21 protein-coding genes are annotated in these 25,495 nt (G+C 32.9%); 15 read left to right on the forward strand and 6 right to left on the reverse strand.

The window, feature by feature from the left end; all coding sequences use genetic code 11:
* Positions 1-5: 5 nt before the first annotated feature.
* From pglX to HHT355_RS13320, 6 genes are all read left to right on the forward strand, one after another.
* Positions 6-3,608, forward strand: coding sequence for a BREX-1 system adenine-specific DNA-methyltransferase PglX (gene pglX, locus HHT355_RS13295; RefSeq protein WP_103203922.1), 3,603 nt, complete (start codon positions 6-8; stop codon positions 3,606-3,608).
* Positions 3,609-3,627: 19 nt separating this feature from the next.
* A complete protein-coding gene (gene pglZ / locus HHT355_RS13300; RefSeq protein ID WP_103203923.1) occupies positions 3,628-6,186 on the forward strand; it encodes a BREX-1 system phosphatase PglZ type A in 2,559 nt (852 codons plus the stop codon).
* A gap of 23 nt (positions 6,187-6,209) precedes the next feature.
* A complete protein-coding gene (locus HHT355_RS13305; protein WP_103203924.1) occupies positions 6,210-7,427 on the forward strand; it encodes a hypothetical protein in 1,218 nt (405 codons plus the stop codon).
* 63 nt (positions 7,428-7,490) lie between these two features.
* Positions 7,491-9,521: a protease Lon-related BREX system protein BrxL gene (gene brxL / locus HHT355_RS13310; protein WP_103203925.1), complete on the forward strand. Its 2,031-nt coding sequence runs from the start codon at positions 7,491-7,493 to the stop codon at positions 9,519-9,521.
* Positions 9,522-9,617: 96 nt separating this feature from the next.
* Positions 9,618-10,628, forward strand: a complete 1,011-nt coding sequence (locus HHT355_RS13315; RefSeq protein ID WP_103203926.1) for a PDDEXK family nuclease — start codon at positions 9,618-9,620, stop codon at positions 10,626-10,628.
* A gap of 115 nt (positions 10,629-10,743) precedes the next feature.
* Positions 10,744-11,622, forward strand: a complete 879-nt coding sequence (locus tag HHT355_RS13320; protein ID WP_103203927.1) for an ADP-ribosylglycohydrolase family protein — start codon at positions 10,744-10,746, stop codon at positions 11,620-11,622.
* A gap of 112 nt (positions 11,623-11,734) precedes the next feature.
* Here the strand turns inward: HHT355_RS13320 and HHT355_RS13325 are convergent, their stop codons facing one another.
* The 3 genes from HHT355_RS13325 to HHT355_RS13335 form a co-directional block, all read right to left on the reverse strand.
* On the reverse strand, positions 11,735-12,523 hold the full coding sequence (locus HHT355_RS13325) for a hypothetical protein (RefSeq protein ID WP_103203928.1): 789 nt from the start codon (positions 12,521-12,523) through the stop codon (positions 11,735-11,737).
* 95 nt (positions 12,524-12,618) lie between these two features.
* Entirely contained in the window at positions 12,619-13,155 is a 537-nt protein-coding gene (locus HHT355_RS13330; protein WP_014253577.1) for a hypothetical protein, read from the reverse strand.
* A gap of 137 nt (positions 13,156-13,292) precedes the next feature.
* Positions 13,293-13,835 carry a hypothetical protein gene (locus tag HHT355_RS13335; protein ID WP_014253578.1) on the reverse strand — a complete coding sequence of 181 codons (543 nt, stop codon included), beginning with the start codon at positions 13,833-13,835 and terminating at the stop codon, positions 13,293-13,295.
* 386 nt (positions 13,836-14,221) lie between these two features.
* Here HHT355_RS13335 and HHT355_RS13340 point away from each other — a divergent pair, with 386 nt between their 5' ends.
* The 4 genes from HHT355_RS13340 (at position 14,222) to HHT355_RS13355 (ending at position 18,641) form a co-directional block, all read left to right on the forward strand.
* Positions 14,222-14,905 carry a BTB/POZ domain-containing protein gene (locus HHT355_RS13340; protein ID WP_014253579.1) on the forward strand — a complete coding sequence of 228 codons (684 nt, stop codon included), beginning with the start codon at positions 14,222-14,224 and terminating at the stop codon, positions 14,903-14,905.
* Positions 14,898-17,177: a DEAD/DEAH box helicase gene (locus tag HHT355_RS13345; RefSeq protein WP_014253580.1), complete on the forward strand. Its 2,280-nt coding sequence runs from the start codon at positions 14,898-14,900 to the stop codon at positions 17,175-17,177. The genes HHT355_RS13340 and HHT355_RS13345 overlap by 8 nt, the downstream gene beginning before the upstream one ends.
* A gap of 330 nt (positions 17,178-17,507) precedes the next feature.
* Entirely contained in the window at positions 17,508-18,251 is a 744-nt protein-coding gene (locus HHT355_RS13350) for a DUF1444 family protein (protein ID WP_103203929.1), read from the forward strand.
* Positions 18,252-18,374: 123 nt separating this feature from the next.
* A complete protein-coding gene (locus HHT355_RS13355) occupies positions 18,375-18,641 on the forward strand; it encodes a hypothetical protein (protein WP_103203930.1) in 267 nt (88 codons plus the stop codon).
* Between the two features lie 72 nt (positions 18,642-18,713).
* Here the strand turns inward: HHT355_RS13355 and HHT355_RS13360 are convergent, their stop codons facing one another.
* The gene (locus tag HHT355_RS13360; protein ID WP_199179201.1) at positions 18,714-19,010 is read right to left on the reverse strand and encodes a hypothetical protein; all 297 of its coding nucleotides are present in this window, start codon (positions 19,008-19,010) and stop codon (positions 18,714-18,716) included.
* 312 nt (positions 19,011-19,322) lie between these two features.
* Here HHT355_RS13360 and HHT355_RS13365 point away from each other — a divergent pair, with 312 nt between their 5' ends.
* Positions 19,323-20,183, forward strand: a complete 861-nt coding sequence (locus HHT355_RS13365; protein ID WP_103203932.1) for a hypothetical protein — start codon at positions 19,323-19,325, stop codon at positions 20,181-20,183.
* Between the two features lie 268 nt (positions 20,184-20,451).
* Positions 20,452-20,652, forward strand: a complete 201-nt coding sequence (locus HHT355_RS13370) for a hypothetical protein (RefSeq protein ID WP_103203933.1) — start codon at positions 20,452-20,454, stop codon at positions 20,650-20,652.
* A 231-nt stretch (positions 20,653-20,883) separates the two neighbouring features.
* On the opposite strand, the gene HHT355_RS13995 is transcribed toward HHT355_RS13370, so the two are convergent.
* A complete protein-coding gene (locus HHT355_RS13995; RefSeq protein ID WP_278320062.1) occupies positions 20,884-21,255 on the reverse strand; it encodes a tyrosine-type recombinase/integrase in 372 nt (123 codons plus the stop codon).
* Positions 21,256-21,835: 580 nt separating this feature from the next.
* On the opposite strand from HHT355_RS13995, the gene HHT355_RS13385 reads away from it, so the two are divergent.
* Positions 21,836-22,165: a hypothetical protein gene (locus HHT355_RS13385; protein WP_034843395.1), complete on the forward strand. Its 330-nt coding sequence runs from the start codon at positions 21,836-21,838 to the stop codon at positions 22,163-22,165.
* 81 nt (positions 22,166-22,246) lie between these two features.
* Here the strand turns inward: HHT355_RS13385 and HHT355_RS13890 are convergent, their stop codons facing one another.
* The gene (locus HHT355_RS13890; protein WP_278320060.1) at positions 22,247-22,372 is read right to left on the reverse strand and encodes a hypothetical protein; all 126 of its coding nucleotides are present in this window, start codon (positions 22,370-22,372) and stop codon (positions 22,247-22,249) included.
* Between the two features lie 232 nt (positions 22,373-22,604).
* Here HHT355_RS13890 and HHT355_RS13395 point away from each other — a divergent pair, with 232 nt between their 5' ends.
* Together HHT355_RS13395 and HHT355_RS13400 are read left to right on the forward strand one after the other, a co-directional pair.
* Positions 22,605-23,522, forward strand: coding sequence for a hypothetical protein (locus tag HHT355_RS13395; protein WP_034843390.1), 918 nt, complete (start codon positions 22,605-22,607; stop codon positions 23,520-23,522).
* Positions 23,501-25,495: DEAD/DEAH box helicase (locus tag HHT355_RS13400; protein ID WP_146039197.1), on the forward strand; the 1,995-nt coding region annotated here is incomplete at its 3' end. The genes HHT355_RS13395 and HHT355_RS13400, both read left to right, overlap by 22 nt.

Below are 25,495 nucleotides of genomic sequence, written 5' to 3' on the forward strand. Positions count from 1 at the left end.
GTGACATGGATAAAACAGCAATAAAAAATTTTGCAGTATGGGCGAGAAAAAAACTTATTGAAGATATAAAACAGAAGGCTTATGAGATAGGTATAACTGAGAAAGAAATAAAAGAGCCTGAAGTTTCTACATCAGATACAATAATAATAGGAGATAGGACCTTGAATAAGGCAGAAATGCAACAGAGAAAAAGTCTTGTGTCCCGGATAAGAGAAAAAGGATTTAACAATGTGATAGAGGAAGTGGCATATACTTGGTTTAACAGGTTTATTGCCCTGCGTTTCATGGAAGTCAATGAATATCTTCCTACAGGAGTCAGAGTGTTGTCATCCATTGAACCAGGCAAGAAAGAACCGGATATTATTAAGGAAGCACTTAATATTGACCTTGATATAGACAGAGAACTAGTGTATAGATTGCAGGATGGCAATGATACTGAGACCCTCTACAGATATCTTCTTGTAAAGCAGTGCAATGCCTTAAAAGAAATCCTTCCGGGACTATTTGAAAAGATTGAGGATTACACTGAAATCCTTCTGCCTTCAAACCTCCTTGGAGAAGGTTCCGTTATAAGGCGGTTGGTAGATGATATACCTGAGGAGGATTTCAAAGACCAGGTTGAAATCATTGGTTGGATGTATCAGTACTACATCTCAGAGAAGAAAGATGAGGTATTTGAAGGGCTTAAGAAGAACATAAAGATAACAAAGGAAAATATTCCTGCTGCAACTCAATTGTTTACTCCTGACTGGATTGTTAAATATATGGTGGAAAACTCCTTAGGGCGCCTGTGGTTGGAAGGGCATCCTGATGAAGAATTGAGAAGCAAATGGAAGTACTACCTTGAGGAAGCAGAGCAGGAACCTGAAGTTCAGAAACAGTTGGAAGAAATAAGGGCTAAAAGCAGGGATATTAGACCAGAAGATATTAAGGTGCTGGACCCTGCTATGGGCAGCGGTCATATTTTGGTGTATGCCTTTGATGTGCTTTATGATATCTACAAGAGTGCGGGATATTCCGAAAGGGATATTCCAAGGCTTATTCTTGAAAACAATCTGTACGGGCTGGATATTGACGACAGGGCGGCCCAACTTGCCTATTTTGCAGTTATGATGAAGGCAAGGAGCAAAAGCAGAAGGATATTTAGGGAAAATATAAATATTAATGTATGCGCTATACAGGAAAGCAATGGTTTTCCTAAAGAGGCTATTGACTATCTTGTAAACCAGAATGAGACAGAGATTGAGAAGCAAATACGCAGAGAGGATGTAGAGTACCTTATAAATGTATTTCATGATGCCAAAGAGTACGGGTCTATACTTGAAGTAAAGCCTATTGATTTTGATGCTATTGAAAGAAGATTGGAAGAGATAAGGAAAGGGGGAACCCAGGATTTATTTGAGTATCATTTTAGGAATATAATTCTTGAGAAGATACCGCCATTGGTAAAGCAGGCAAGGATAATGAGCCAGAAGTATGATGTTGTAGTAACTAATCCTCCGTATATGGGAAACAGAGGAATGAATAGTAAAATTTCACAGTACGTTTCTAATAATTACCCAGATTCTAAGTTAGACTTATTTGCTGTATTCATTGAAAAAAGTATTAAGTATACTCGTAACTATGTTGCATTAATTACACAACAATCATGGATGTTTTTATCAAGTTATGAAAGATTAAGAAATAAAATATTAAATAATAGAATTATAAATTTAGTGCATCTAGGTTCAAAAGCATTTGAAGAAATTAAAGGAGAAAAAGTCAAAACTGCTTCTTTTGTAATTTCAAAAATAAATAATGATGATGCCAAACCTAAATTTATTAAATTAACGAAGTATAATAATCACATACAAAAAGAAAAAGAGTTTTTTAATATTGATAACCATTACTCCAATTTAAAGCAAAGCGATTTTAGACAAATACAAGGATGTCCTATTGCATATTGGATAAGTGAAATTACATTAAAAATTTTCCAGGAGGGGAAAAATTTTGAGAATATAATTGATTTAACAGGTAGTCAGCATATTACGGCTGACAATGAAAAATATCTTAGAGAATTTTGGGAAATTAGTTATAGTGACATGGGCAAGAAATGGATTACATATGCAAAAGGAGGTACTTTTAGAAAGTGGTATGGCAATTTAAGTTTGGTTGTTGACTGGAGTGAAGAAGCAAAAAAATTCTACCGTGAAAACAGTACATCTAACATGCTTGACAAGAAATATTGGTTTAGAGAAGGAATTACATGGACTGCAACAACAACTTCAAAATTTTCTTGTAGATTATTACCTCCAACAGGTGTTTTTGATAAAAAAGGACCATCTTTGTTTTTACTTAAAGAAAGTATGACGAAATTTTATATGGGCTTCATGAATAGTGCTGTAGTAAACTATTTACTTGAACTATTTAGTGAAAGTCAAGACTATCAGAACATTGATATTAAAAGACTTCCTGTGATAGACTTTAATGAAACTTTAATTGATGATGTTACAAGCATAGTGGATGAAAATATAAAAATATCCGAAAGTGATTGGAATTCTTTTGAAACCTCTTGGAACTATAAAAAACATCCCCTGCTTACCCATAAGGATAACAGTGCTATTATAGAACAAGCCTTCAATAACTGGGCAGCCTTTACTGATAAGCAGTTTAACAAACTGAAAGCCAATGAGGAGGAACTTAACCGCATATTCATCGAAATATACGGCTTGCAGGATGAACTCACTCCTGAAGTGGAGGACAAGGATATAACCATAAGAAAAGCCGACAGAGTAAGAGATATCAAGTCCTTTATTTCCTACGCTGTAGGCTGTATGTTTGGACGATACTCCATTGATGTAGAAGGCCTTATTTATGCTGGTGGAGATTTTAAGGATAAGTGGAAGTGTGAGAACGGGCAGTGGAAAGTGAGAAAGATAGTAAAAGATGAAGAAGGTAAAGTAGTTGAAGATACATGGGTAGATGCTACTTTTGTGCCTGATATGGATAATGTCCTGCCCATCACCGATGACGAATACTTTGAGGATGATATTGTCAGCAGGTTTATTGAGTTCCTCAAGGTTACATTTGGTGAGGATACATTGGAAGAAAACCTCGATTACATTGCTGATACATTGGGGAGAAAATCCTCCGAAACTGCAAGGCAGGCCATAAGAAGATACTTCCTCAAGGATTTCTATAAGGACCATGTACAGGTATATAAGAAAAAACCTATCTACTGGCTCTTTGATTCAGGTAAGCAGGATGGTTTTAAAGCCCTTATCTATATGCACCGATATGATGAGTTTACGGTGGCAAGGGTAAGAACCGACTACCTGCACAAATTGCAAAAATCCTATGAAGCGGAAATTAAGAGGCTGGATATTATTATTGATTCCAATGTTTCGCAAAGAGAGAAAACCAATGCAAGAAAGAAAAAAGAAAAGATATTAAAACAGATGGAAGAATGTTTGCAGTATGACCAGGTAATCGCTCATGTTGCAAATCAGAGGATAAAGATAGACTTGGACGATGGTGTAAGTGTAAATTATTCTAAATTCCAGGGTATTGAGGTACCTCAAGGTGAAGGCAGGAAGCCGTTGAAAGCAGATTTGCTGGCGAAAATTTAGAGGAGAGAGTAGATGTGTTATGGATTTAAAACAAATAAAAACATTGCTTGAAGACACATTTAATAAAGAATTAACTGAAGGCAAGAAACGTCATATTGTTTTTTGGTATGACGATGACGGAGAATTCAAGGAAGACATAGACGCACTGGACCTTGAAAATGCAAAGATACTTAAATTATCCCAGAATAATTACTTTTTTGTAAAGTACCATTTGGAAAAGGCAGACACTGAATCCAATTATCTTATTTATGCTCCTTTTGGAAAACCAAATCCAAGAGAGAATTACTTATTGGACATATTAAAATACAGCATGGAATTTTCTACTGACAAGGCTACTTTTATTATGAGGGACTTAAATATTTCAGATGACAGTCTAAAAAGTACATTCAGGAAGTATATTAAGTTCTTTAACAACAAGGACAGATATAAAATTTTCAAAGGGTATGAAATAGAAAGGTACACAGAAGAAATAGTAGATGTGGCTGTGCTATCAGCATTATGTAGATTGCCTTATCCGGATTTTGACGAAGTTTTAAGGGTGCTTTTGATGGAAGAAGATTTGGAGAATAACAAGCACCTGGAGGCTATCGAGAAGTTTGGAAGATTAGATGTACTGTGGAAACTTGTTGATAAATATTATGGGTATAGTGATAATGAGCCTACTCTTGAGAAACTGGCTATATTCATGCTGGTTACAAATGTAGCATATTGCCTTAGCGGTGAATTGCCTGATACATGGAGAAAATATGTTTCTTCAAGGAAGGCTGATTGTGTAGTATTCTTGAGCAACTTCATGAACCACTCTCTCTACTCTGCTGCTTATGACAGGTTGGCAAACAGCATGGAAGGGAAACTAAAAGTGCAAGAATATATTAATAAATGGGAAATAGAGGACTATATCAACTGTGACACTTTTAAAGCCTTTGACGAAGCAATTATAAGGAAACTCAAAGAACAACTGCTATCTGATATAGGAGAGTTTGAAAGGTATAGGGATGTTATTCAAAACAGAAGGACCAAGCACTGGTATAACTTTTTTAAATCAGAATATGAGTGTATCTACTGGGCTATAGAGTTATTTGACTGCTGGAAGGATGTTAGCCAGGATATACGGCAGTATACCCCTTTAGAGTTTATTAAAAAATATACGGAGCAGTATTATAAACTGGATACTGCTTACAGAAAATTCTATACTTCTTTCGACAGGCTGCAAAACAAGGAACTGCTGATGGAGTTAAAGGAGAAGGTTGAAAATATCTATGCTAACGGTTATCTCAATACACTCTCTATTAAGTGGTCCGATAGTCTGGAAACTTTAAACGGGAATTGGACAATTCCCGGTATGATTATGCAGAAAGACTTTTATAATGCGTACATAAAACCATTTAAAAATCGTAAAGAAAGGGTATTTGTCATTATTTCAGATGCGCTTAGATATGAGGTAGCCAGAGAGTTTTGTGATATTCTCAATAAAGAAAGGAAAGGGTCTACGGAAATTGAATATATGCAGGGCTGTATCCCATCCAGTACCCGTTTGGGCATGGCATCCCTTTTACCTCATAAATCTATTACAATAGATGAGGATTATAAGGTATGTGTAGACGGCATATCTTCAGAAGGAACGGATAACAGGAATAAAATTCTAAATAATTATAGCCAGGAGTCAATAGCAGTACAGTTTGTTGATGTCATTGATATGAAGCGTGATGATATGCGTAAAACTTTTGGCGGGAAGGAATTAATATATATCTATCATAATACGATTGATGCCAGAGGGGACAACAGCAAAACCGAAAGAGAAGTTTTTGACGCGGTGGAGGAAGCATTTAAAGAATTAATGCTGTTAATAAATAATCTTGTAAATAATGTTACAGCAACAAATATCATTATTACTGCCGACCACGGATTTATATATAAACGTGGAAACCTTATGGAAAGCGATAAAATATCAAAAGGTTCTATTGAAGATGCTTATGAAAACAGACGTTTTGTATTAAGTACAAATGCTTTAGAATTGGATGGCACTTTAACCTTTGATATGGAGTATTTGCTTGGACCTGATACCAGCCTTAAATATATTTCTCCAAGGGGAGTAAACAGGTTTAAGGTGCAGGGTACAGGAGCCAACTATGTACATGGCGGCACATCTTTGCAGGAAATTCTTATTCCTGTAATTAAATTTAAGAATGACAGGAGTAAGGATAGTAAAAACGAAGTGACAAAAGTTGATGTAAAACTTACAAGCATAACAAGAAAAATAACCAACACCATATCTTATTTGGAGTTCTTTCAGACTGAGAAGATAGAGGACAAGCGTGTTCCATTGAGACTTAAAGTATATTTTGTAGATGAAGATGGCAACCGCATATCAAATGAAAATATAATTATTGCTGACAGTAAGTCAGAAAATTATCAGGACAGAAGTTTTAGGGAAAAGTTTGTATTGAAGAATAGAAAATATGATAAAACGAAGAAATATTATCTTATTATGGAAGATGAAGAGGAAACAGTAGAAAAGATATATGATAAAATACCGTTTATTATTGATATAGCCATAAGTGATGATTTTGGGTTTTAATAAATGGTTGAAAGGAGGCCAATATGAAGAAGTATATTAAGAGGTTATTGGGAATAGATGAAATTCTGAAGAATATTGAAGAAATTAAGTCAGAAATTAAAAATCAACCAGAAGAGGAAAAGGAACTAAATAATTCATTACAGTTTGTAAATCCAATTGATAATAAACCATTCTTACATGTAGAGTCTTTAATTGATAGTCCAAATAAGTACGAAACAAAAAGTTTAAGACCAATTGGCAGTTCAGAGAAGATTATGAGTCTCATCCAATATCTTCCTATAGTGCAAACTGCAAAACAATCAGAGATGCTAAATGGTGCTTATAAAGTAGTTTTTCCTGAAGGGGCAGTAGGAGAGTTAATGAGATATAAAAATGGAATGTTAGGAACTCCTTTGGTTAATAATGGCAAAATCGGAAATACTCATGCTGGTTTAGTTGAATTGCAGAATTTGTCGTTAACACCTGTAATGGTATTTACAGCAATATCCGCAATTACGGGTCAGTATTTTATGGCTAGAATAGATAAGTCTTTAGAAAGTATATCAAAGGATGTAAGAGAAATAATATCGATGTTTTTAGATGATAAAAAAGCGAAAAACAAGGCGATATTTGGTTTCTATACCTATATCAGAAATAATCTCAATATTATAATAAATAATTCTGATTTGAGAATTGCTACATTGACTAATTTGCAGTCTTATTTAGTAGAACTAAAACAAAATCTACTATTTTATGAAAGTACAATAAAAAGAAAGAATGCAGAATTAGACAGTATTATCAGCAATAATAGAACTACAGGTAAAAGAGTTAATGAGGTGCAAAAAGTTGAGATTGAGGTATCAGAATTGCTTGTTCAACAGCATATATGTTTTGAATTATTGTTAATAGGCAAGATGTATGAGATGCAGTTAGCCCAGATTTATGATGATGAATACTGCAATAACTTAATAGAAGATTTAAACATTCACTTTATAGATTCAGTTACGTTTAATAGAGATATTATTAATAAATATTCAGGGATATTAGAACAAATTGAACGTAAAGCAATTATTAATAAAGATAAAGTATGGAATGAGAAAGGAGAATTTGATACTAACTTTGTAAAAAGGATGGAAGACTTTGAGAAGAGTGTAATAAATACAATTGATTCAGTAAGAAATCTAATATCCTTTAATAAGGGGGAGCAAGTATTTATCGTAAAAGATGAAGGATTGTATTACTTAGGAGAAGAAGTGTCTTAGAACCTTTTAAAGATATTGTTATACTTTATTAGGAATATAAAGTATAGTTAAGGGGTTGAAAGAGTGGATGAATTAAGCAGGAAACTGAATCAATATTTTGCCGGCAGGGTTGTAAGAAAGGACTTAACAAAAAAGATAAAAGAAGGTGCAAACGTGCCCGTATATGTTCTTGAATATCTTTTGGGCATGTATTGCGCCACAGATGATGAAGAAGGTATAGCCGAAGGTGTTGAAACAGTAAAAAGAATTCTGGCTGAAAATTTTGTGCGTCCTGATGAAGCCGAGAAGGTAAAATCCAAGATTAGGGAAATAGGAAAGTATACCGTTATTGATAAGGTTAGTGTAAAACTTAATGAAAAGAAGGATGTCTACGAGGCTGAATTTTCTAATTTGGGCATAAAGGGAGTAGCCATATCACCTACATATGTAAAACAATATGAAAAACTCCTTTGTGGGGGAATATGGTGCATTATAAAAATGGATTATTACTATGATGAAGAGGCTAGAGGGACAAGCCCTTTTAATATTAGCAATTTGACTCCCATACAAATGCCTAATCTTGATATGGAAGAGATAATAAACGGCAGAAAATACTTCACAAAAGATGAATGGATAGATATTATTTTAAGGTCTATAGGGATGGAACCTACAAGGTTCGAAAATAATGTGAAGTGGCACCTTCTGGCAAGGATGATACCTCTGGTGGAAAATAACTACAACCTTTGCGAACTAGGGCCAAGGGGTACAGGTAAATCCCATGTATATAAGGAAATTTCTCCAAACAGCATTCTGGTATCAGGCGGGCAGACAACGGTGGCAAATCTGTTTTATAATATGGCTTCAAGGCAGATAGGCCTTGTGGGGCTTTGGGATTGTGTGGCTTTTGACGAGGTAGCAGGCATTACATTTAAAGATAAAGATGGAATTCAGATAATGAAGGATTACATGGCTTCGGGTTCTTTTGCCAGAGGGAAAGAAGAGAAGAATGCTTCTGCTTCTATGGTATTTGTGGGGAATATTAACCAGAGTGTGGATGTACTTCTGAAAACATCCCACCTTTTTGAGCCCTTCCCTGAGGCAATGGCCAATGATACAGCATTTTTTGACAGGATGCATTATTATATACCTGGGTGGGAGATACCCAAAATGCGACCGGAGTTTTTTACAGATGAATATGGTTTTATTACAGATTATATATCTGAGTTTATGAGAGAGATGAGAAAATGGTCCTACTCTGATGCATTGGATAAATTCTTTAAACTGGGCAACAACTTAAATCAGAGAGATGTTATTGCAGTAAGAAAAACAGTTTCAGGGCTTGTAAAACTCATATACCCTGACGGTGAATTTACAAGAAATGATATTGAAGAGATACTGCGCTATGCATTGATAGGGAGAAGGCGCGTTAAAGAGCAGTTGAAGAAAATCGGTGGTATGGAATTTTATGACGTTCATTTCTCCTACATAGATAATGAAACAATGAGCGAGGAATTTGTTTCGGTTCCTGAGCAGGGCGGTGGCAAAATAATACCTGAAGGCATGGGTAAACCAGGCCATCTTTATACCATTGCAAGAGGGAAATCAGGTATGATAGGGGCTTATAAGATTGAAACTCAGGTTATATCAGGTACCGGTAAATTTGAAAGGACAGGCCTTGGCTCTGATAGGGAGGCAAAAGAAAGTATAGAAACAGCCTTCAGGTACTTCAGGGCAAACAGCAAAAATATAAGTGGTAGTATAAGTGTTACCACAAAGGATTATTTGATGCATGTACAGGATATACATGGAGTAGGGATGACTTCCGAACTTGCACTGGCAGCCTTTGTAGCATTATGTTCAGGGGCATTGGGTAAGCCGCCACAGAGCCAGTTGGTTGTTCTGGGTTCACTTAGCATAGGTGGTACAATAATAAAGGTTGAGGAATTAGCAAATGTTCTGCAGGTATGTTTTGATTCAGGTGCCAAGAGGGTGCTTCTTCCAATGGCATCTGCGGTGGATATTCCAACCGTTCCGCCTGAACTATTTGCAAAGTTTCAGATTTCATTCTACCAGAGTCCGGAGGATGCTGTATTTAAGGCTCTTGGGGTGGAGTAGTTTGAGTTTGTACAAGGCTAGGAGTATTTTTACTTATATATTAATGGAAAGTTTACCAAGAACTATCTGCCAGTATTATGTAAGGAGTGAAATAGGATGTTAATCCCGATAAGTATCGAAGAAAATAATATTGATACCAGTGATACTGAGATTAGTAATTCAACCTTTAAAGATTTAAAGTTGAAAGAAGAGCATATTGAAGAGTTTCTTAGGAAAAACATTGAGGTAATATTTGGCGAAGAAGAAAGTCTTTTAATAGTAGGGCAGCAAGTAAACAATAAGGAAAAAGGACGAAGTGATTTAACTGCAATCGATGAAAATGGCAATATTGTCCTTATAGAGATAAAAAGAGATGCTGATGACATAAAGAGTAGAAAAGAAGCATTTGAATTCCAGGCAATAAGATATGCAGCAAGTTATGCTAAGATAAAGTCACCAGATGTTTTAGTTAATAAAATATTCTCAAAATATATCGAAAAGCATAAAGAAGAGTTTGAATTGGGGGATTTAACACCTGCTGAGAAAGGGAAAAGAATAATAAACGATTTTCTAATAAGTAATAATTCTTTAAAAACATTCAACCAAAAGCAAAGAATAATATTAGTCGCATCATCATTTGATACTCAAACATTATCCGCTGTGGCTTGGCTAATATCAAATAATGTTGATATCAGTTGCTTTAGTATTATGCCATTAAAGATAAACAACCAGGTGTTTTTACAGGTTGATAGAATTCTTCCCCCTTCAAGTATAGAGGATTTTTATGTAGATATTGAGGATAATAAAGAAATTGAAATAGGGAAAAACCCAACTGAAATTATCAGAACCAATCTTCCCAGAATGCCCAAATTGTTTGAATGGGGTCTGCTAAAAAAAGGAGATAAGTTGTATATAAGAAATCATGATAAGGAATCATCAACGGCCGAAGTTATCGACCAAAGATTTGTTAACTACAAAGGCAATAAGATTACCTATAACCAATGGGGGCAGGATGTAACGGGATGGTCGTCAATATGTATCTATGAATGGGCAGTAAAATTAGATTGTGATAGAACTTTAGATAACCTAAGAAGGGCGAAACTCCAAGAAATTAATGACGGTGAATAGTTATATGTATAATAAGTAAAGTAAATGATTAAGAGATATTATATAAATTATTTATTACCGACAGAAATAAAAATATATGTAATTTAGGCAAGAAAAGAGTTAGGAAGTGCGTTAAGTGGATAGATATGAACGAATACTCGGAGGCCTTTTTGGAGTTGCCTGCGGTGACGCTCTCGGTGGAACGCTTGAGTTTATGTCAAGGTATGAAATAAAAAGAAAATATAGATATTTAAAAGATATTATCGGTGGTGGCTGTTGGGACCTGGAACCTGGAGAAGTGACGGATGATACAATGATGACTATTGCTGTGGCAGAAGGCATCCTGGACAACCCAGAGAATCCTGTCGAAGATATCGGAAAACACTTTATTAAATGGTATGATAGTAAACCAAAGGATATCGGCAATATTATCCGAATTGCACTTGGTGAGTATAAACGAAGCAATGACTGGATGAAAACAGCCTACTACGCTCATCAGGCAACAGGTGGTATGAGTGCTGGGAATGGTTCACTTATGCGATGCTTGCCAGTTGCGCTTTATTACAATGACATCGATAGAATGCTTGAGATAACTGCTTCACAAAGCGTTCTTACCCATTATGACCAAAAAGCAACAGATGCCTGCCAGTTTTACAACCTGTTAGTTTACCAATTTCTCAATGGTAAGCCTAAAGTGCCTTGTATAAGAGAGTACATAGAAGAGTATCCAGAATATAAGCAGGTATTCCAGTTATCAAAAGACCAACTGAAACCGACAGGATATGTGTTTGACACCTTGATATGTGCATTATGGTGTTTTATTAACACTTCTACCTTCGAGGATGCTGCATGCCAAGCAGCCAACCTTGGAGGAGATGCGGACACTATAGCCGCAATTACCGGCGGAATGGCTGGGGTGTACTATGGCTATAACGCTATCCCTGACAGGTGGAAGGAAAAGATATTGGTAAAAGAGCAGTTGATTTCAATCGCACAGCGGATTTTTAAAGGTTAATTTTGAAAGTGGTAGTAAGGGTATTGGATATTAGGCTTACGAAGAGATAAAAATAAAGAAACAAGTCAGTTCTATCAATTTATATATCTTGATAGAACTGACTTGTTCGTTATTAATAAGTATGGGTTCTCTCAAATTTTATTTTGCCGTTTGGAAGAACATACTTATATACAATATCCCAAGAACATTCCTCATTAGGGTCATTACATTTTTCCATCCACTTACTGATGAGGACAGGCTTGTTAGTTTTTTTAGCCTGTGAAATTTGCTTTAAAGTAGGAGTAATCTTACTTTTCTCCTGCTCTCTTTTTAGGTTGTTTTCCATTAGCAAGTGTAATTTCAGAATATCGCATATGAAATCTTTGTGTTCAGATGATTCCAAAAGTTCCTTTATATCCACAACTTCTTGGTCATATAATAAACCTAGTTCTTCATCATATTTAAATTTATGCAGTTCATTGCAATAAGGGCAGTACCAGTAATCAGTTTTATAATTTACAGGAATAGGAAAGTTTTCGGCAAAGGTAGCACTTTCAGGTTGGATTTTAAGTGCATAATATGTTTCAAAACAGGGGGTAAATATTTTTTCTTCCAATCCTGATAAATAGTTGCTATCTGATAGATAAATAACAATCCCGCTATTATGGCATTTTTCACATACTTCCCCATAACCTAAATCATTGACAATAAAATAGTTGGCTGTGCCCATCAAATTCATCATTGGTTTAGATAAAACCCTGTTATTAAGTTCATCAATTATTCTGTTCCTTTCTTGTTGCATTTCTAACCAAAACAGTTCTAAAGGCAATTTAGTAATAAAACATTTTGATGTTATAAAATTTTCCCATAACTCCTCTGACCTTTTCTCAATACGTTTAAAATAATCATTATTGTTATACATATTTTATTCTCCTTTCAAATTTAATATTTTGAATATAAAAGAGGAGTTGCTCTGTATATGTTTAAGCAACTCCAAATAAATATTATTATCGGCTGTTAACCCCTGATAATTTTTGCTACATATGTGGAATACGACCAAAGTGTATTAAGGTCAAATCTGTAAAGTCTGAATATCCAGTCCATATATTGTTTATTACAATTACCCATAGAAAGCATTTTCGCCCAGGACTTCAGCCATTTTTCCTGCAAAGCGGGAGGGATAGCCACAGCCCTCATGCACTGTATAATATTGTTTTGAGACTCAATCCCATATATGTTTAAAATGTTGCTTTTTTTATACACCGAGATATCTGCTCTTCCATCCTTATATAGAGTCGGGTCGAATACAATCTCAAAGGTAAGAGACTTTTTGCCCATCCGAACAAGTGTTAAAATGAAACCTGTATTACTATCTTCATATATTCTAAATTCAATAGTTCCAGTTTTTATAGCATTAATTTCTTCAGGCAGAATTCCGTGTAAATAGATTGGAAGGAAATAGCCACCCTCTTTGGAAACTTCCAAAACGGCGCCTTCTCTTTTCTGATAGTTTTTAAACATGGGGAATGGAGCCCCAATTTTAAATTCAAGCATAATTCATTCTCCTTTCAGATTGGTTATAAAAAATGCTACCTAGATATTTAATCTAGGTAGCAAGTAAAATTAGCACTACAAATATAAGCCGTATTATTTACTAAAAGTTTAACAATTCAAAGTTTTGACATTTTGTGTTATTTATTAACCCTTGTTAACTCGGATAATATCTTAAAAAGTTCTGTATTACGTTTTGGTCTTAACACCTCATCTATAAGTTGCCACAATTCTGTTTCACTTTCTCCAATTTTTGTCCCATAATCTAATATTCCATCGATTACTTTTCTATTAATATATTCTGAATATTCCGAAGGCACTATTGCAACATTTAATGGTGAAATTCTTCTAACTGCATTTTCATCATACAGACAATGTAAGAAAGCAGTTCTTGAATAAACAACATTTGAAAGAAAATAAAAAATATGAGGGAACTCATCAAATAATTTTTTTGCATATTTTCTAATTTCTTTGATTTCATAGATGTCTTTTGATGTATTTTCATAGCCCTTGAAACCAATTATTAGTTTATTTTTACCCTGCTTACCAGCATCTTCGAATGCTTTAAGTGTCTGTCTGGCTCTTCTTAAATTTATATTTTTAACCTCTTGCTTTGTAATATCGAGGCAAATATAATCTGCCTCTATAATATGATTTTTTGTTACATTATTTATAACAATCATTCTACTCAACCCTTTCTTTTTGATTTTTGGGAATAAAAAAAGACATAGAACATATAGTTCCTGTCTTCCTATAATCCATAACACTGGCCAATGTATGAATTTAGATAACATTTACCCAAGTATATCATAACATGACTAAAAAAGGTTGTCAATACAAAAAATAAAAAAATTAACAAAATATACAACACAGGCATTAATAGAAAAGAGACATTTTGTTATAAGATTTATGTGTAATAATATATTATGACCTTATTCTTGAAACAAGAAAAATGCAATAATATATTACCACCCTATTCTTGAATCAAGAATGATGTTATAATATACTTATTTATAACTAAAAGTATGAATAACTAAGTTGCAAGTTATATCTTGAGAGGTGTTGTCATATGCAAGAGGGCAATAACGGGATTATTTATAGCAATGTTTCTGGTGAAAGCAGGAATTCAAATAATGAGTGTGATAAACTTAAATCCATGACTGTTTCATCACATAATGAAAGATTGGGAATCAGTCGGATTAGGATTAATAATAACAAGTTTAAAAATTGTGGTTGGGAAATTTACAAAGTAGACCTAAAAGCAGCGCAGGATTTTAATGATTTTCAAATATATCTTTGGCAGAAAATGAAGAGAATTGCGGATGCAGATATAGAACGTCAAGATAATAATATTAAGAATATCTTTACTTATGCTTTACGATACTCCATACCTTCTGTTTTTTATAAAATAGTTTTTTATAATAAAGGAAAAGGTCTTCAACAAGTTTATCTGACTGATGAAGAAATTGAAAGAATAATGACCGACTATAACGATTTTGTCAAAGAAAAGTCCTGTCATGTGACAGATAAATTTGACCATCTAACAGAGCACTATTCGTGGAAAATATGTGAAATAGATTATTATGCTGCTACAATTTTTAAGAATGTTTCCGGGCTTACATACAAGGAAATTATGAAAAACGCATTGAGAACATACCTTAATCAAATAAGTTATATCCATGCACAGGAAGAAATAGAATTAGAGGTAAAACATATAGAAGAATATCTGAAGGAAGGGGAAATATATGAATAAATCTCAGGACATAAAGGTTATTTACAGTCAATTTAATGAAATAAAAAGATTAAATGAAGCCGTAAAAATAGTAATTGCTGATTTAGAGACAGGGTTTGAATTATATGGAGAAAATATTTACAATTGTGAAAGTCTTAAGGGTTTTACTGAAAAACTGAGAAGTATTAAAAAGTTTCTATTAGAGTATAACAAAGAGTTTTGGAGAATTAATGCAGAGATAGAAAAATTAAATTTAAATAATGATATGATAGGAAAAATTAAGCATGAATGCAAGGTTTTAAAAGATGAGACCATAAAGTTAGATGATGAAATATGTGCTTTATTAGTTAAGTTTTATAAGTCAAGTAATATAAGCAATATTTCAACAGAAAGTATAGATGATTACATAACAAAAATCACAGTAAAAGTTAAAGGAATTCCTGACTGGATATTGGAAGAAGTGCAGCATGATGAAATTGTTATTGAAGAATTAGAATATAATACATCAGAAGAATATGTCTATGTTATATACATGTTATGTGAAAAAGATAGAATTATTGATGGGATTCAGCGGGTTGAGGAGTATCTACGTAAGTGTATTGAGAAAATGACAAAGTTATATGATTACAAAGAAATGATGCTAAATGACCTTGAGCGGGAACTAAGTAATGATATTGATGAAGATGATAAAGAATATAAACTCAAAGATGTAACCCTTTACAACTGGCAGGAAGAAGCATATGAGACGTGGAAAATAAATAATTACAGGGGAATTTTTAAAGTTGCTACAGGATGTGGAAAAACAATTTTTGCTCTCAATTGCCTTCAGCGGGTCATCGAAGAAGGGTATAGTATAAGGGTTGCTATAATTGTTCCTAGTATTGCTTTACAAAATCAATGGGAAGAAGTGTTAAAAGATACATTCCATGTGCCTGCTAAAAAAATAGGAAGGGTTGGGGATGGAAAGAAGGAGTTGAGAACTTTTACTATTTATATTAATAATTCAGCACAAAAATATTTGGAAAGACATTTGCATTGTTCAGCATTGGTAGAACCAATAGGAGGGGATTATTCAGATTCATACTATTTTGTTATTGCTGATGAATGCCATAGATATGGTTCTGATAATAATTTGGATATGCTAAATTGTTTCAATGAAATTACAAAAGACAAGAAGACAAATATAAAGTTTTTTTCCATTGGCTTAAGTGCAACTCCCGAACAGACTAATCCAATGAAAACCAGGGAGTTGGAGAAAAGATTAGGTAACATTATTTATGAATATGATTTAATCAGGGCTATAGACGAGGGAATTATTGCTACCCCGATTATTAATGATATACGTGTTGATTTTACTTCCGAGGAATTTAAGAAATATAAAATTAGTAAAGAAAGATTCGAGTATTCTAAAGACGATTTTAAAGAAGTACTAGATAGACTACATAAAAATTACGAGGAAGATTTTTTGATTTACCTTGCTTATGACATAATACAAAATAAGAAGTATAAAAAAATAATAGATTATGTTAAAAGTAAGAAAAAGAAATTTAAAGATGCTTATAATAATCGAAAGCCCCAATGGTTAATTGAGTTTAATGATTGGTATAATGAAAATGTGAATGATGATATGGAAATTGCATGGAGCGCTAGAAATCTAACTGTTGCACATCAGGCAAAACAAAGCATTTTATATGGTATGGGAATGCGGGAAAAAGAACTTATAAATAATATGGATATTTTCAAGGGGCATAGAGTTATTATATTTGCAGAGCGGATTGATGATGCAAATAAGAAAATATATAAAATACTAAAGAATAAATATTGTGACGAATCGGTTGTTATTTATAATTCAAATGATAAGAGAGGCATAAAAGAAGAGGTAATTAATAAGTTTAAAAGCGGAGTTGCTAATATTCTCATTGCTGTAGAGGCTTTAGATGAAGGGATAGATGTTCCTAAAGCAGACATGGCTTTTGTATTCCAAGGCAATCAAGATGAAAGGCAGCAGATACAAAGACTGGGAAGGATTATACGAAAATCTAAGAAAAGTAATAATGAAGAAGATGGGGAGAAAACTACAGAATATGCTACGCTAATAAATTTGTTTTGTCCTACGGGAGGAGAGAACATCTATCTTGCAAAGTTTTTAAGGCGCATGATTATCAGATACAGGGAAGGTGGCTATGGGGAGTTACAGGATACATATAAAAGAGGGTTGAAGGCTTTAGGATATGATATGGATGTTGAGTTGAAACAATTGAAGAATTATGGATATTTAAGAATAGAGGAATAAGTTAAATAGCATTGCAAACACTAACAAATTGCGCTATCATTTTGAGTAGGATACAAGGAATTTAGATTTAAAGGATTTAAGTTGTAAGAAATAAAACACGGATGGAGGTACATCTCCTTTACGGCCAGTTTCACAACTGGAATTAAACGAAAGGGAGATGTACCTTTTTGCTTATTTATAATAAATATGTGGTGGAAGACTTGATGTTGTATTTTCAGAAATGGCAGATATAGAAATTTAATAGACGATGATATCTATGGAAGAGAACTTCATTTTATTGTTAGGTTTTAGAGGGTAGAGTATAAAAATGCAGTTGAAGGAGATGAAAGAATGCTTACGGTTCAAGAATTTGTACAGAATATTTCAGAAGATTTTAAGAAAGTATTTCCTGAAGTGAGTATAGAAAATAGTTTTATCCGTCTTGGTACTGGATTAACCCATGTTGAATTGCCAATCAATAGCATGTATAAAGAATACCAGGTTACGGATTTTGAAAGCATAAAGAGATTATATATAAAGATTTCAAATGAAATATTAAATCAATATAAATTTAGAGTAGACTACAATAATGTGTATCCTATATTGAAACATACTGATTTTGGCAATAATGCAAAAATACAGTTTTATAGGAAAAGAGCCTTCGAGGATTTAGATGTACTTTATGTTGCGGATATGACTGATGTATTTCGGTTTTTTACTATTGATGACGATGTGGATTTTAATTTACTTGAACAAAAGGCTATAGAAAATATTAGTAAGATGACTGCTGCTCTTGTGCCTTTAAATAAAGGCATACCGGTATATTCACTAAAGTACAGCACCGATTATGCCAGTTCACTGCTTTTATCAGAAGCAATGAAAAAACAGATACAAAGAAAAGTTGGAGATGATATACTAATCGCAGTTCCAAGCAATTCCTCTTTTCTCGTCGCAAAATTTAATTATAGCAATAAGGAACTACTTAAATACTTAATAAAAACAGATAACGACCCGAATAAGGTTTCGGATTCGGTATACAGGCTTAAGAATGGAATATATACGAAGGTGTTAAAGGGGGATAGGGGTAAGGGATAAGGAACAAAGAACATAAATATGTATAGATACTACCAAAGACGTGTTTTGGAATATGGTTGAAAGGTTTAAGGTTCTTACAATATAATAGAGCGTATAGTAATAAGAAGGGAGTAGTTTGATTATATGAATAAGGTTATTATAGAATGCACTGAACTAGTTGATAAATATGAATTAAGAAAAGAAGACATTATAAAACAACTAGAAACGATAGAAATAGAAAAAGACCAGGATTTTGTAATTGCTTATGATAAAGATTTTGGATTTACTTTAGTCGGTGAAATGAGTAAAAATAACACCTCGATAATTCTAACAAATATTATAAAAGCCGATGATTTTAGGGAAATGGATAATTCAGACTTATTTCAGTTTATAAGGGAACAAGGTGGTTAGGGTTAAAGAAAATCAGGATAAAGGCATAAGGCTTTGGGGATAAGGTTATATATCCTACAAAGCCTTATTTTGTTAGGATATGGACATCTCAAGTTTTACTTTCTTTAAAAAATTCCTTATTGTAGGGATGTTGTTAAGCATTAGTTTATATTCATAAGGCTCTGTTTTTGGCTGAACTTGACATAGATACTGTTCTACTATTTGAATGTAAGAAAGGGATAAGGAATAATAGGTAGCAGGGTTAAGGAAACAAGTGACTAATCCAGTGATTGCTTCACTTAACTTCCTTGCATCCTTATTCCCTAATTCCTTCCCCACAACCTGTTGCAGGTAATTTAGTTCTATTCTGAAAACTTCCAAATTTATCACATCGACCACTCCCTCACGAAAATTTGAAATATTATAGTAACAGGTGTATGGGAAGTCAAATTAATATAGGCAAAAGTTTTAAATAGGGTAGAAGGATTACAAGGTTAAGATAAATTGGATAGTTTACCAATAATAATTACAATATGATTGTTTTCTTTATATATATGCGCTACAATAGCGTTAGTGACACAGGCGGAGAGCATATTCTCTTTATACAGCCAGATTCGTTTTGGCAGTAATTAAGGAGAATGTGCTTTTTTATTTTTTGAAAGAAAATTCGAGGCGATAAAATCAAGGTTAGAGGTGATGGATATGAGAGTGACTTTTCAGGAAGAGAGTTTTAATGAAAAATGCTTTAATAAGATATTCCAAGGATTATCATTCAAGTGGATTGGGTTAGAGTTGCCAATGATAAAGGAAATAGCAGAAGTAGAAAGGATAGAGAATTATAAACTACCATTATTGATGTTTTTACTTGAGGATGATACATTGCTTCACATGGAAATTATGAGTGATAAAATAAAACCTGACCTCCAGAGCATGCTGACCTATGACATGAGCATAGTATTGAGATATAGGATGCAGGTAAAGACTGTTATTCTGAATTTTGGAAGCAAGCAAAATAGCAATTTTCAGAGGAGTTTTGGTTCAGTTTATTATAATACTCAAATTGTAGATTTATCAGGACTTGATGGAGAAAGAGTGCATAAGGAAATTAGTCAAAAAATTAGTTCGGGTTTTCCTATTAATGAGGCTGACAAACTGAGCCTGGTATTTCTTCCATTTATGAAGAATTCCTTACCTTTTAATGAAGTGTTGCTGAAGGTTATGTCAATCATAGGGAAAATAAAGGATGAAGAAGAAAGGATAGCGTACTTAACAGTAATTTCAGAAATTGTATCGAGATTAATAGGTAAACAAGGGGTTGAGGTTTTAAAGGAATATCTCATGGATACGGAGGTAGGATTAAGTATAAAAGATGCAGGGGTTAAGGAGGGAATGCGGGAATCAATAATTATAATACTTTTGGAGAAATTTAACGTCCTACCTGATGACATCTACTATGCAATTGCGAAACAAAACAACGAGGACACATTAATGAAATGGCTTCAGATGGTGACCAGCATTTGCAGTATAGACGAACTAAAGAAAATGGTATTTAACATCGAATAAAAAATCCTATAAGATTACTATTGTTCCTATAAGTCATATTTCTCCTATTTCCTTAACACCTTATGCCCTGAACCCTATTAATTATATGTATATTAGTTGAGATGGGAAAAGGCTTATGTATAAAGGAATTGAAAGTGTTTTAAGGCGACAAAAATTTTGGCAGACTTTATTACAAATGCATGACATTTTATAAATTTGGACCTGACAAATTTTTTTATGCGCGCTACAATTATCTTATAAATTTATATTACAGAGGGGATGATTATCGATGAAAAAGAAAATAAATATTATGCTTAATATAGTAATACCAACCGCAGTTGCATATATAGTATTTTTCCTGCTTTATTATTTTTATCAGAGAATGTTTTATGAATACAGGTTACTGGCTATTATACCGTTCTTAATAGTTACAATGTATTTAATGATAGATAACAGAAGAGAGTGGAAGGTGATAAAGCAGCAGAGTTAGATGACAAGGGGTAAGGGAAAAGATGAGGTTAAACCTTATCCCTTGTCCCTAAATCCTGTAAAGAGTAAAGGGTACAGGAAGCAGGTTAGGAGTTATGAAGTATGTAATAATAAGTCTAATAGTATGTATCACAATTGTCAGCATTTCTGCAATAATAGGCATTATAAAACGAAAATAGAAAGTATTATAGATAGCAAAAAAACAGGCAAAATGAGCCTGTTTTTTTAAGCCTTAAACTAATGTTTCTATTGCTGCCTCCAATTCTTCTTGTCTTGGAATGGTATATACCTGAGCCGTAACAAAACCTGAAGAGTGACCTGCTAACTTGGCAACTACAGAAATATCAACGCCATTTTTGAGTAAAGTTCGGCAAAAATAATGTCTGAAGGAATGGATAGTTACATCAGTAATCCCGATTTGTTCACAGTATTTTTTAAAAATCTTCCAGATTCCTGACCTAGTGTAAGGGGTCTTGCGTTCGGAAATAAAGAGGTTATCATATTCCGTTTTAATGTTCTTTCTTATTTCCAGCCAGTTGGTAATTGCATCCCGGACATCCTTATGCAGATTAAACTCCTCCTTTTCAGAGGAGTCACTAGATATTGTGTTTTCCGTTTACATTGAGGCAATTTACGGTAGTATTTTATAAATCTCCGCTTAAAAATAAAGTGTTTGCCGTTTCGATTAGCGACTCCATGTTTGATTTTTAAGTATTATATTTGCTGTGCTATGAAAATCAAATTTCTGCATAGATTTTTTGTAAAAAGGAGAAACAATAAGAACCTAACTATTGGGGTGGGGTCTTATTGTTTCTCCTTTTAGAAATTATGAGGAATAAAAATAAATTGTATAAAATTATAAGCCTTATTAGTATATAACTTTCCTCTAGGTTGCCATTGAAGTTTCAAAACATTGTTTTTGATGTAATAATCTAAAAAATATATATAAAAATTTGATTTTTTTAATTCTGTGTATAAAATATCAATAAAATTATTTGAAATCAGGTGGTTGTTTTGGAGAGCATAGACGAAGCGCTCAAATATTACATTTTTATTACAATTTCAAAAAAACAGCCTTATAATACGAAGCCTTTAAAAAACACCTGTTATACTAAAAATAGAAAGTAAAAATTCAGCAAACAGTCGGCCGCTGTTAGCAAATAAAAGAAAAGGAGTTGGTTCTTATGGTAAAAGTAGTCAATGAATTTGGTGATTTGGTTGCAGTGGTTAAATATAATAACGACCTCGATTTCTGGGATGGCAGAAACTTTAGTTGTGGAAGCACTGGGCGTCATCTTGGTATTACAAAACTAAAAGATGGCAGATATGTATTGATTCATGGTACAGACTGGCAAGGCGAAAGAGATTATGCAGAGGTTGTAACAGACGAAGAAGCACTTGATGCCATCGTTTCAACAGGTCATACAAAGTTATTGGAAAAGAAGAAATTTGAGCCACTTAAGAAATTATATGAAGAGAAGTATTTAAATCAGGAAGTTGAAGAAGACGATTAAGAATAAGCCGAGATAATTCTCGGCTTATTAAACTTAACACTAAATTCGTGGATAATACTATTTGAAAAACAGGCGTAAAAATCAATCTTGTTTTGCTAATTCCTTAAAAGCCTCTATATTTTCATTGATTACAGCGTCCATGAGATTTTCGGTTTCTTTTTGATTGTTTTCAGTCGATTGCTCAATTTTCTTTTTTGATTTTTTCATTAAAGTTATTACCTCGCTATATATGATTTTTATTAAATTATACCATAAAAATATATAAGTAAAAAATTTAACCATATAGAGTTCTTAATTATCGTTCTTTGTAGTATTGTGTCAGTAACAGTATTATAAAGAATATTCAAGATAGTTTTGTTGACAAATTTTGTGGAAAAATTATGAAACTTGTCCTATAATTAATATAAACTATAAATAGATTTTGTGGGGTTAGACTATTATGAAACAATTTCCTGATTTACATAACTGGTTTAATATAAGTGAGTACTATGAGCATAATAAATGCAGAACAATTACACTGCTTTGGAAAAAAGATTTAAAAGAAGATGATGTACAGCGTTTTATAGTTGAATTCGCTAAGTTAATTTGTAGATTACGCTGTAATGGGGAATTGATATTGGAAGATAATGGTGAAGATTTATGTTATAAATTTCAGCAAGCAATTGATAATAAAATTGAATTAGAGAAAGAAGAAAAAGAGCGCCTTGCTAAGTATATTTTTTTTGATGGGATGATAAGCCAGTCTAAGTATAATAAAACAAAAAATTATATTGAATCTCTAGACCGAGAAGCATTTAATGGATATTTTGGTGAGGTATTGTTTTATATTGTAAGAGAACAATGTCTTGAAGATGAAAAGGTAATAATTGAACCGAGTTGCCCAAAAACATATTCGAAGCAACCAGGCTTAGATTATGTTGAAATTAGAAAATGTGATTCTGACTATTATTTTATTATTGGCGAAGTTAAAACTACTGATGATACAATTGATGATTACCCTGACAAAATTCTTGATTCATTAATAGAGAGACCTGTGCATCTAATACATCAAACAATTAATGCTTTTAAAGAACGGACGAAGTATAGCGCACCGGAAGATTTAAAGAAATTTATAAACCGAATGCCCATATACTTTATGAATAAAAATCCAACAAAACATAAAAGATTTGCGGGGGTTATTAATTATGGGAGAAACTCTCCTCCACGAAAAACTGTATTTCAAAACTTTCGTGCTAAATGTGTAACTCATTTATATGATAGCAGTGAGTGTAGAAGAATAAAATTAATTGGAATTAAAGGAATGAAAGATATTAAAGAAAGAGTGTTGGAAGTAATATGGACAAAATTATCGATATGAATAAGTTATATCTTTGCTTAAAAGATATTATCGAGAATAAAAAAGAAGTTGAAAGGGTTAGGGAAGTTATTATTGACCTTCATTTTTACATACAAAGAATTATACTTAATAGAAAAGAAGTAGATAATATAGACCGTACTTCTATGGAAAGTATTTCAATGTATTTACTTTCCTTGTTAACAAATGTAACAAGTGAAGAAATGAAAAGATATACTCAAGACTTTTATATCGAAGGGTTAAATATTGCTGGTCTAATATTTGAGTTGCTTGCAGATGTAGAGTTTGAAGACTTTGAAAAAAAGCGACAGTACTTATTTTATTCATCAGTTTCATACAGTTTGTCAGATAAAGAAGCAAGTGCAGCGGTCATAGGTAGAAGGTTGAAGTCGATTATTGAAAATGACAAAATACCCAGTTTGGGTATTGATGTAAAAAAATCATGGATATATATTTGTCTTACTTTAGGTAGAGAATTTAAAACAATATATAAAGATAGAAATCAACTGGATTTATCAATTAAATTATCTAAAAATACTATATGGGATTTTTTAAACAGAATCTTAATCTTAAATGCTCGTTCATTTGTTGACGGGCTTGATAATAAAATCATATTTGAAAATATGGAAGAATTAAAGAATTTTTTAATACAACTGGATGATATAGAGACCTTATTTTATATTTCATTATTGAGTGAAGTGTTACACAGAATGCACAGTAAAAGTGTGTGGTCAATACTTCTACGTGAAGGCTTTACAAATGAATATATAAAAGTTCTCACAAAGTATGATAGTAGAAATGTATATGAATTATGGAAATCCCAATTAGATGCTTTGAGATGCAATAATAAAGGATTTAATTATCTTAGCGAAAATATAAAAAGAGTACTTATTTCTATGCCCACAAGTGCAGGAAAAAGTTTTGTCGCAGAATTAGCGATAGTGAAGTCGCTACAGTTATCGGAAGATAAGGTATGTATATATGTAACCCCAACACGAGCACTTATGTCGGAGATTGAAGGTAACTTGTTCTATAGGTTAAGAAAAATTGGATATAATGTTACATCAGTTCTTGATACCGATGAAAATGAATATGAGAATGATTTATTAAGCCAAGCAAATGTTCTTGTAGTAACTCCTGAAAAACTTGATTTATTGTTACGGAGACATAAAGAATTTATTGAAAGAATAAAGTTAATTATTTTCGATGAGTTTCATAAAGTGGCTGATAACAGTAGGGGTTGGTTGTTAGAAACACTAATTACATGGTTTATGATTAAACAACAACAATATAGTTTTAAAATTATTCTAATGTCGGCTATTGTTAGCAATAGTGAAGAAGTTAATGTTTGGCTCGAAAATGATGAGTTTAGGCCTATAGTATCGGAATGGACTCCAAGCAGGAGAGTTTATGGTGTATTAATTCCTGATACTGACCGTACTAAATATATAAGAATTAGTGATAAAAAAAGACAAAAAATAACTCCATATCGCCTTATTTATAAATATCTTGAAAGAAGAAGGGCTATAGAAGACGTAATTACAGATATAATAGTTGAATATAAAAATTCAAATAGACGGTGGAAAAAAAGCAATAATAAATATGATACAAAATATGACCGTTGTTTTAAGTTCATCAATACATTGAATAACGGTAAAGTGTTGGTATATTTTTTTACCAAAATAGATTTAGAGCGTTTCATTGAATATGCTGAAAAATATCTTCCTTTGAAAGAAGATGTGAGAATAAATAAACTAAAAGAATTTTTAGATAGCCGACTAGGAAGTGAACATCCTCTAGTCAATAGCATATTATATGGGGTTGCTTATCATCATGGAGATTTACCTATTGAAGTAAGAAAAGAAATAGAAAAAGCATATAAAGAAAATTTAATAAATGTTTTAGCATGTACCACAACATTATCTGATGGGGTAAATTTACCAATCAAAAATTTTGTTTTAGGTTCTTTTACTATA

Origin of the sequence: Herbinix hemicellulosilytica (assembly GCF_002904165.1) — a bacterium.
GTDB lineage: Bacteria > Bacillota > Clostridia > Lachnospirales > Lachnospiraceae > Mobilitalea > Mobilitalea hemicellulosilytica.

Coding starts and splice junctions, on each gene's coding strand:
- pglX (WP_103203922.1), top strand. CDS start 6: ATGGATAAAACAGCAATAAAAAATTTTGCAGTATGGGCGAGAAAAAAA.
- pglZ (WP_103203923.1), top strand. CDS start 3,628: ATGGATTTAAAACAAATAAAAACATTGCTTGAAGACACATTTAATAAA.
- HHT355_RS13305 (WP_103203924.1), top strand. CDS start 6,210: ATGAAGAAGTATATTAAGAGGTTATTGGGAATAGATGAAATTCTGAAG.
- HHT355_RS13315 (WP_103203926.1), top strand. CDS start 9,618: ATGTTAATCCCGATAAGTATCGAAGAAAATAATATTGATACCAGTGAT.
- HHT355_RS13325 (WP_103203928.1), bottom strand. CDS start 12,523: ATGTATAACAATAATGATTATTTTAAACGTATTGAGAAAAGGTCAGAG.
- HHT355_RS13330 (WP_014253577.1), bottom strand. CDS start 13,155: ATGCTTGAATTTAAAATTGGGGCTCCATTCCCCATGTTTAAAAACTAT.
- HHT355_RS13335 (WP_014253578.1), bottom strand. CDS start 13,835: ATGATTGTTATAAATAATGTAACAAAAAATCATATTATAGAGGCAGAT.
- HHT355_RS13340 (WP_014253579.1), top strand. CDS start 14,222: ATGCAAGAGGGCAATAACGGGATTATTTATAGCAATGTTTCTGGTGAA.
- HHT355_RS13345 (WP_014253580.1), top strand. CDS start 14,898: ATGAATAAATCTCAGGACATAAAGGTTATTTACAGTCAATTTAATGAA.
- HHT355_RS13350 (WP_103203929.1), top strand. CDS start 17,508: ATGCTTACGGTTCAAGAATTTGTACAGAATATTTCAGAAGATTTTAAG.
- HHT355_RS13355 (WP_103203930.1), top strand. CDS start 18,375: ATGAATAAGGTTATTATAGAATGCACTGAACTAGTTGATAAATATGAA.
- HHT355_RS13365 (WP_103203932.1), top strand. CDS start 19,323: ATGAGAGTGACTTTTCAGGAAGAGAGTTTTAATGAAAAATGCTTTAAT.
- HHT355_RS13370 (WP_103203933.1), top strand. CDS start 20,452: ATGAAAAAGAAAATAAATATTATGCTTAATATAGTAATACCAACCGCA.
- HHT355_RS13385 (WP_034843395.1), top strand. CDS start 21,836: ATGGTAAAAGTAGTCAATGAATTTGGTGATTTGGTTGCAGTGGTTAAA.
- HHT355_RS13890 (WP_278320060.1), bottom strand. CDS start 22,372: ATGAAAAAATCAAAAAAGAAAATTGAGCAATCGACTGAAAACAATCAA.
- HHT355_RS13395 (WP_034843390.1), top strand. CDS start 22,605: ATGAAACAATTTCCTGATTTACATAACTGGTTTAATATAAGTGAGTAC.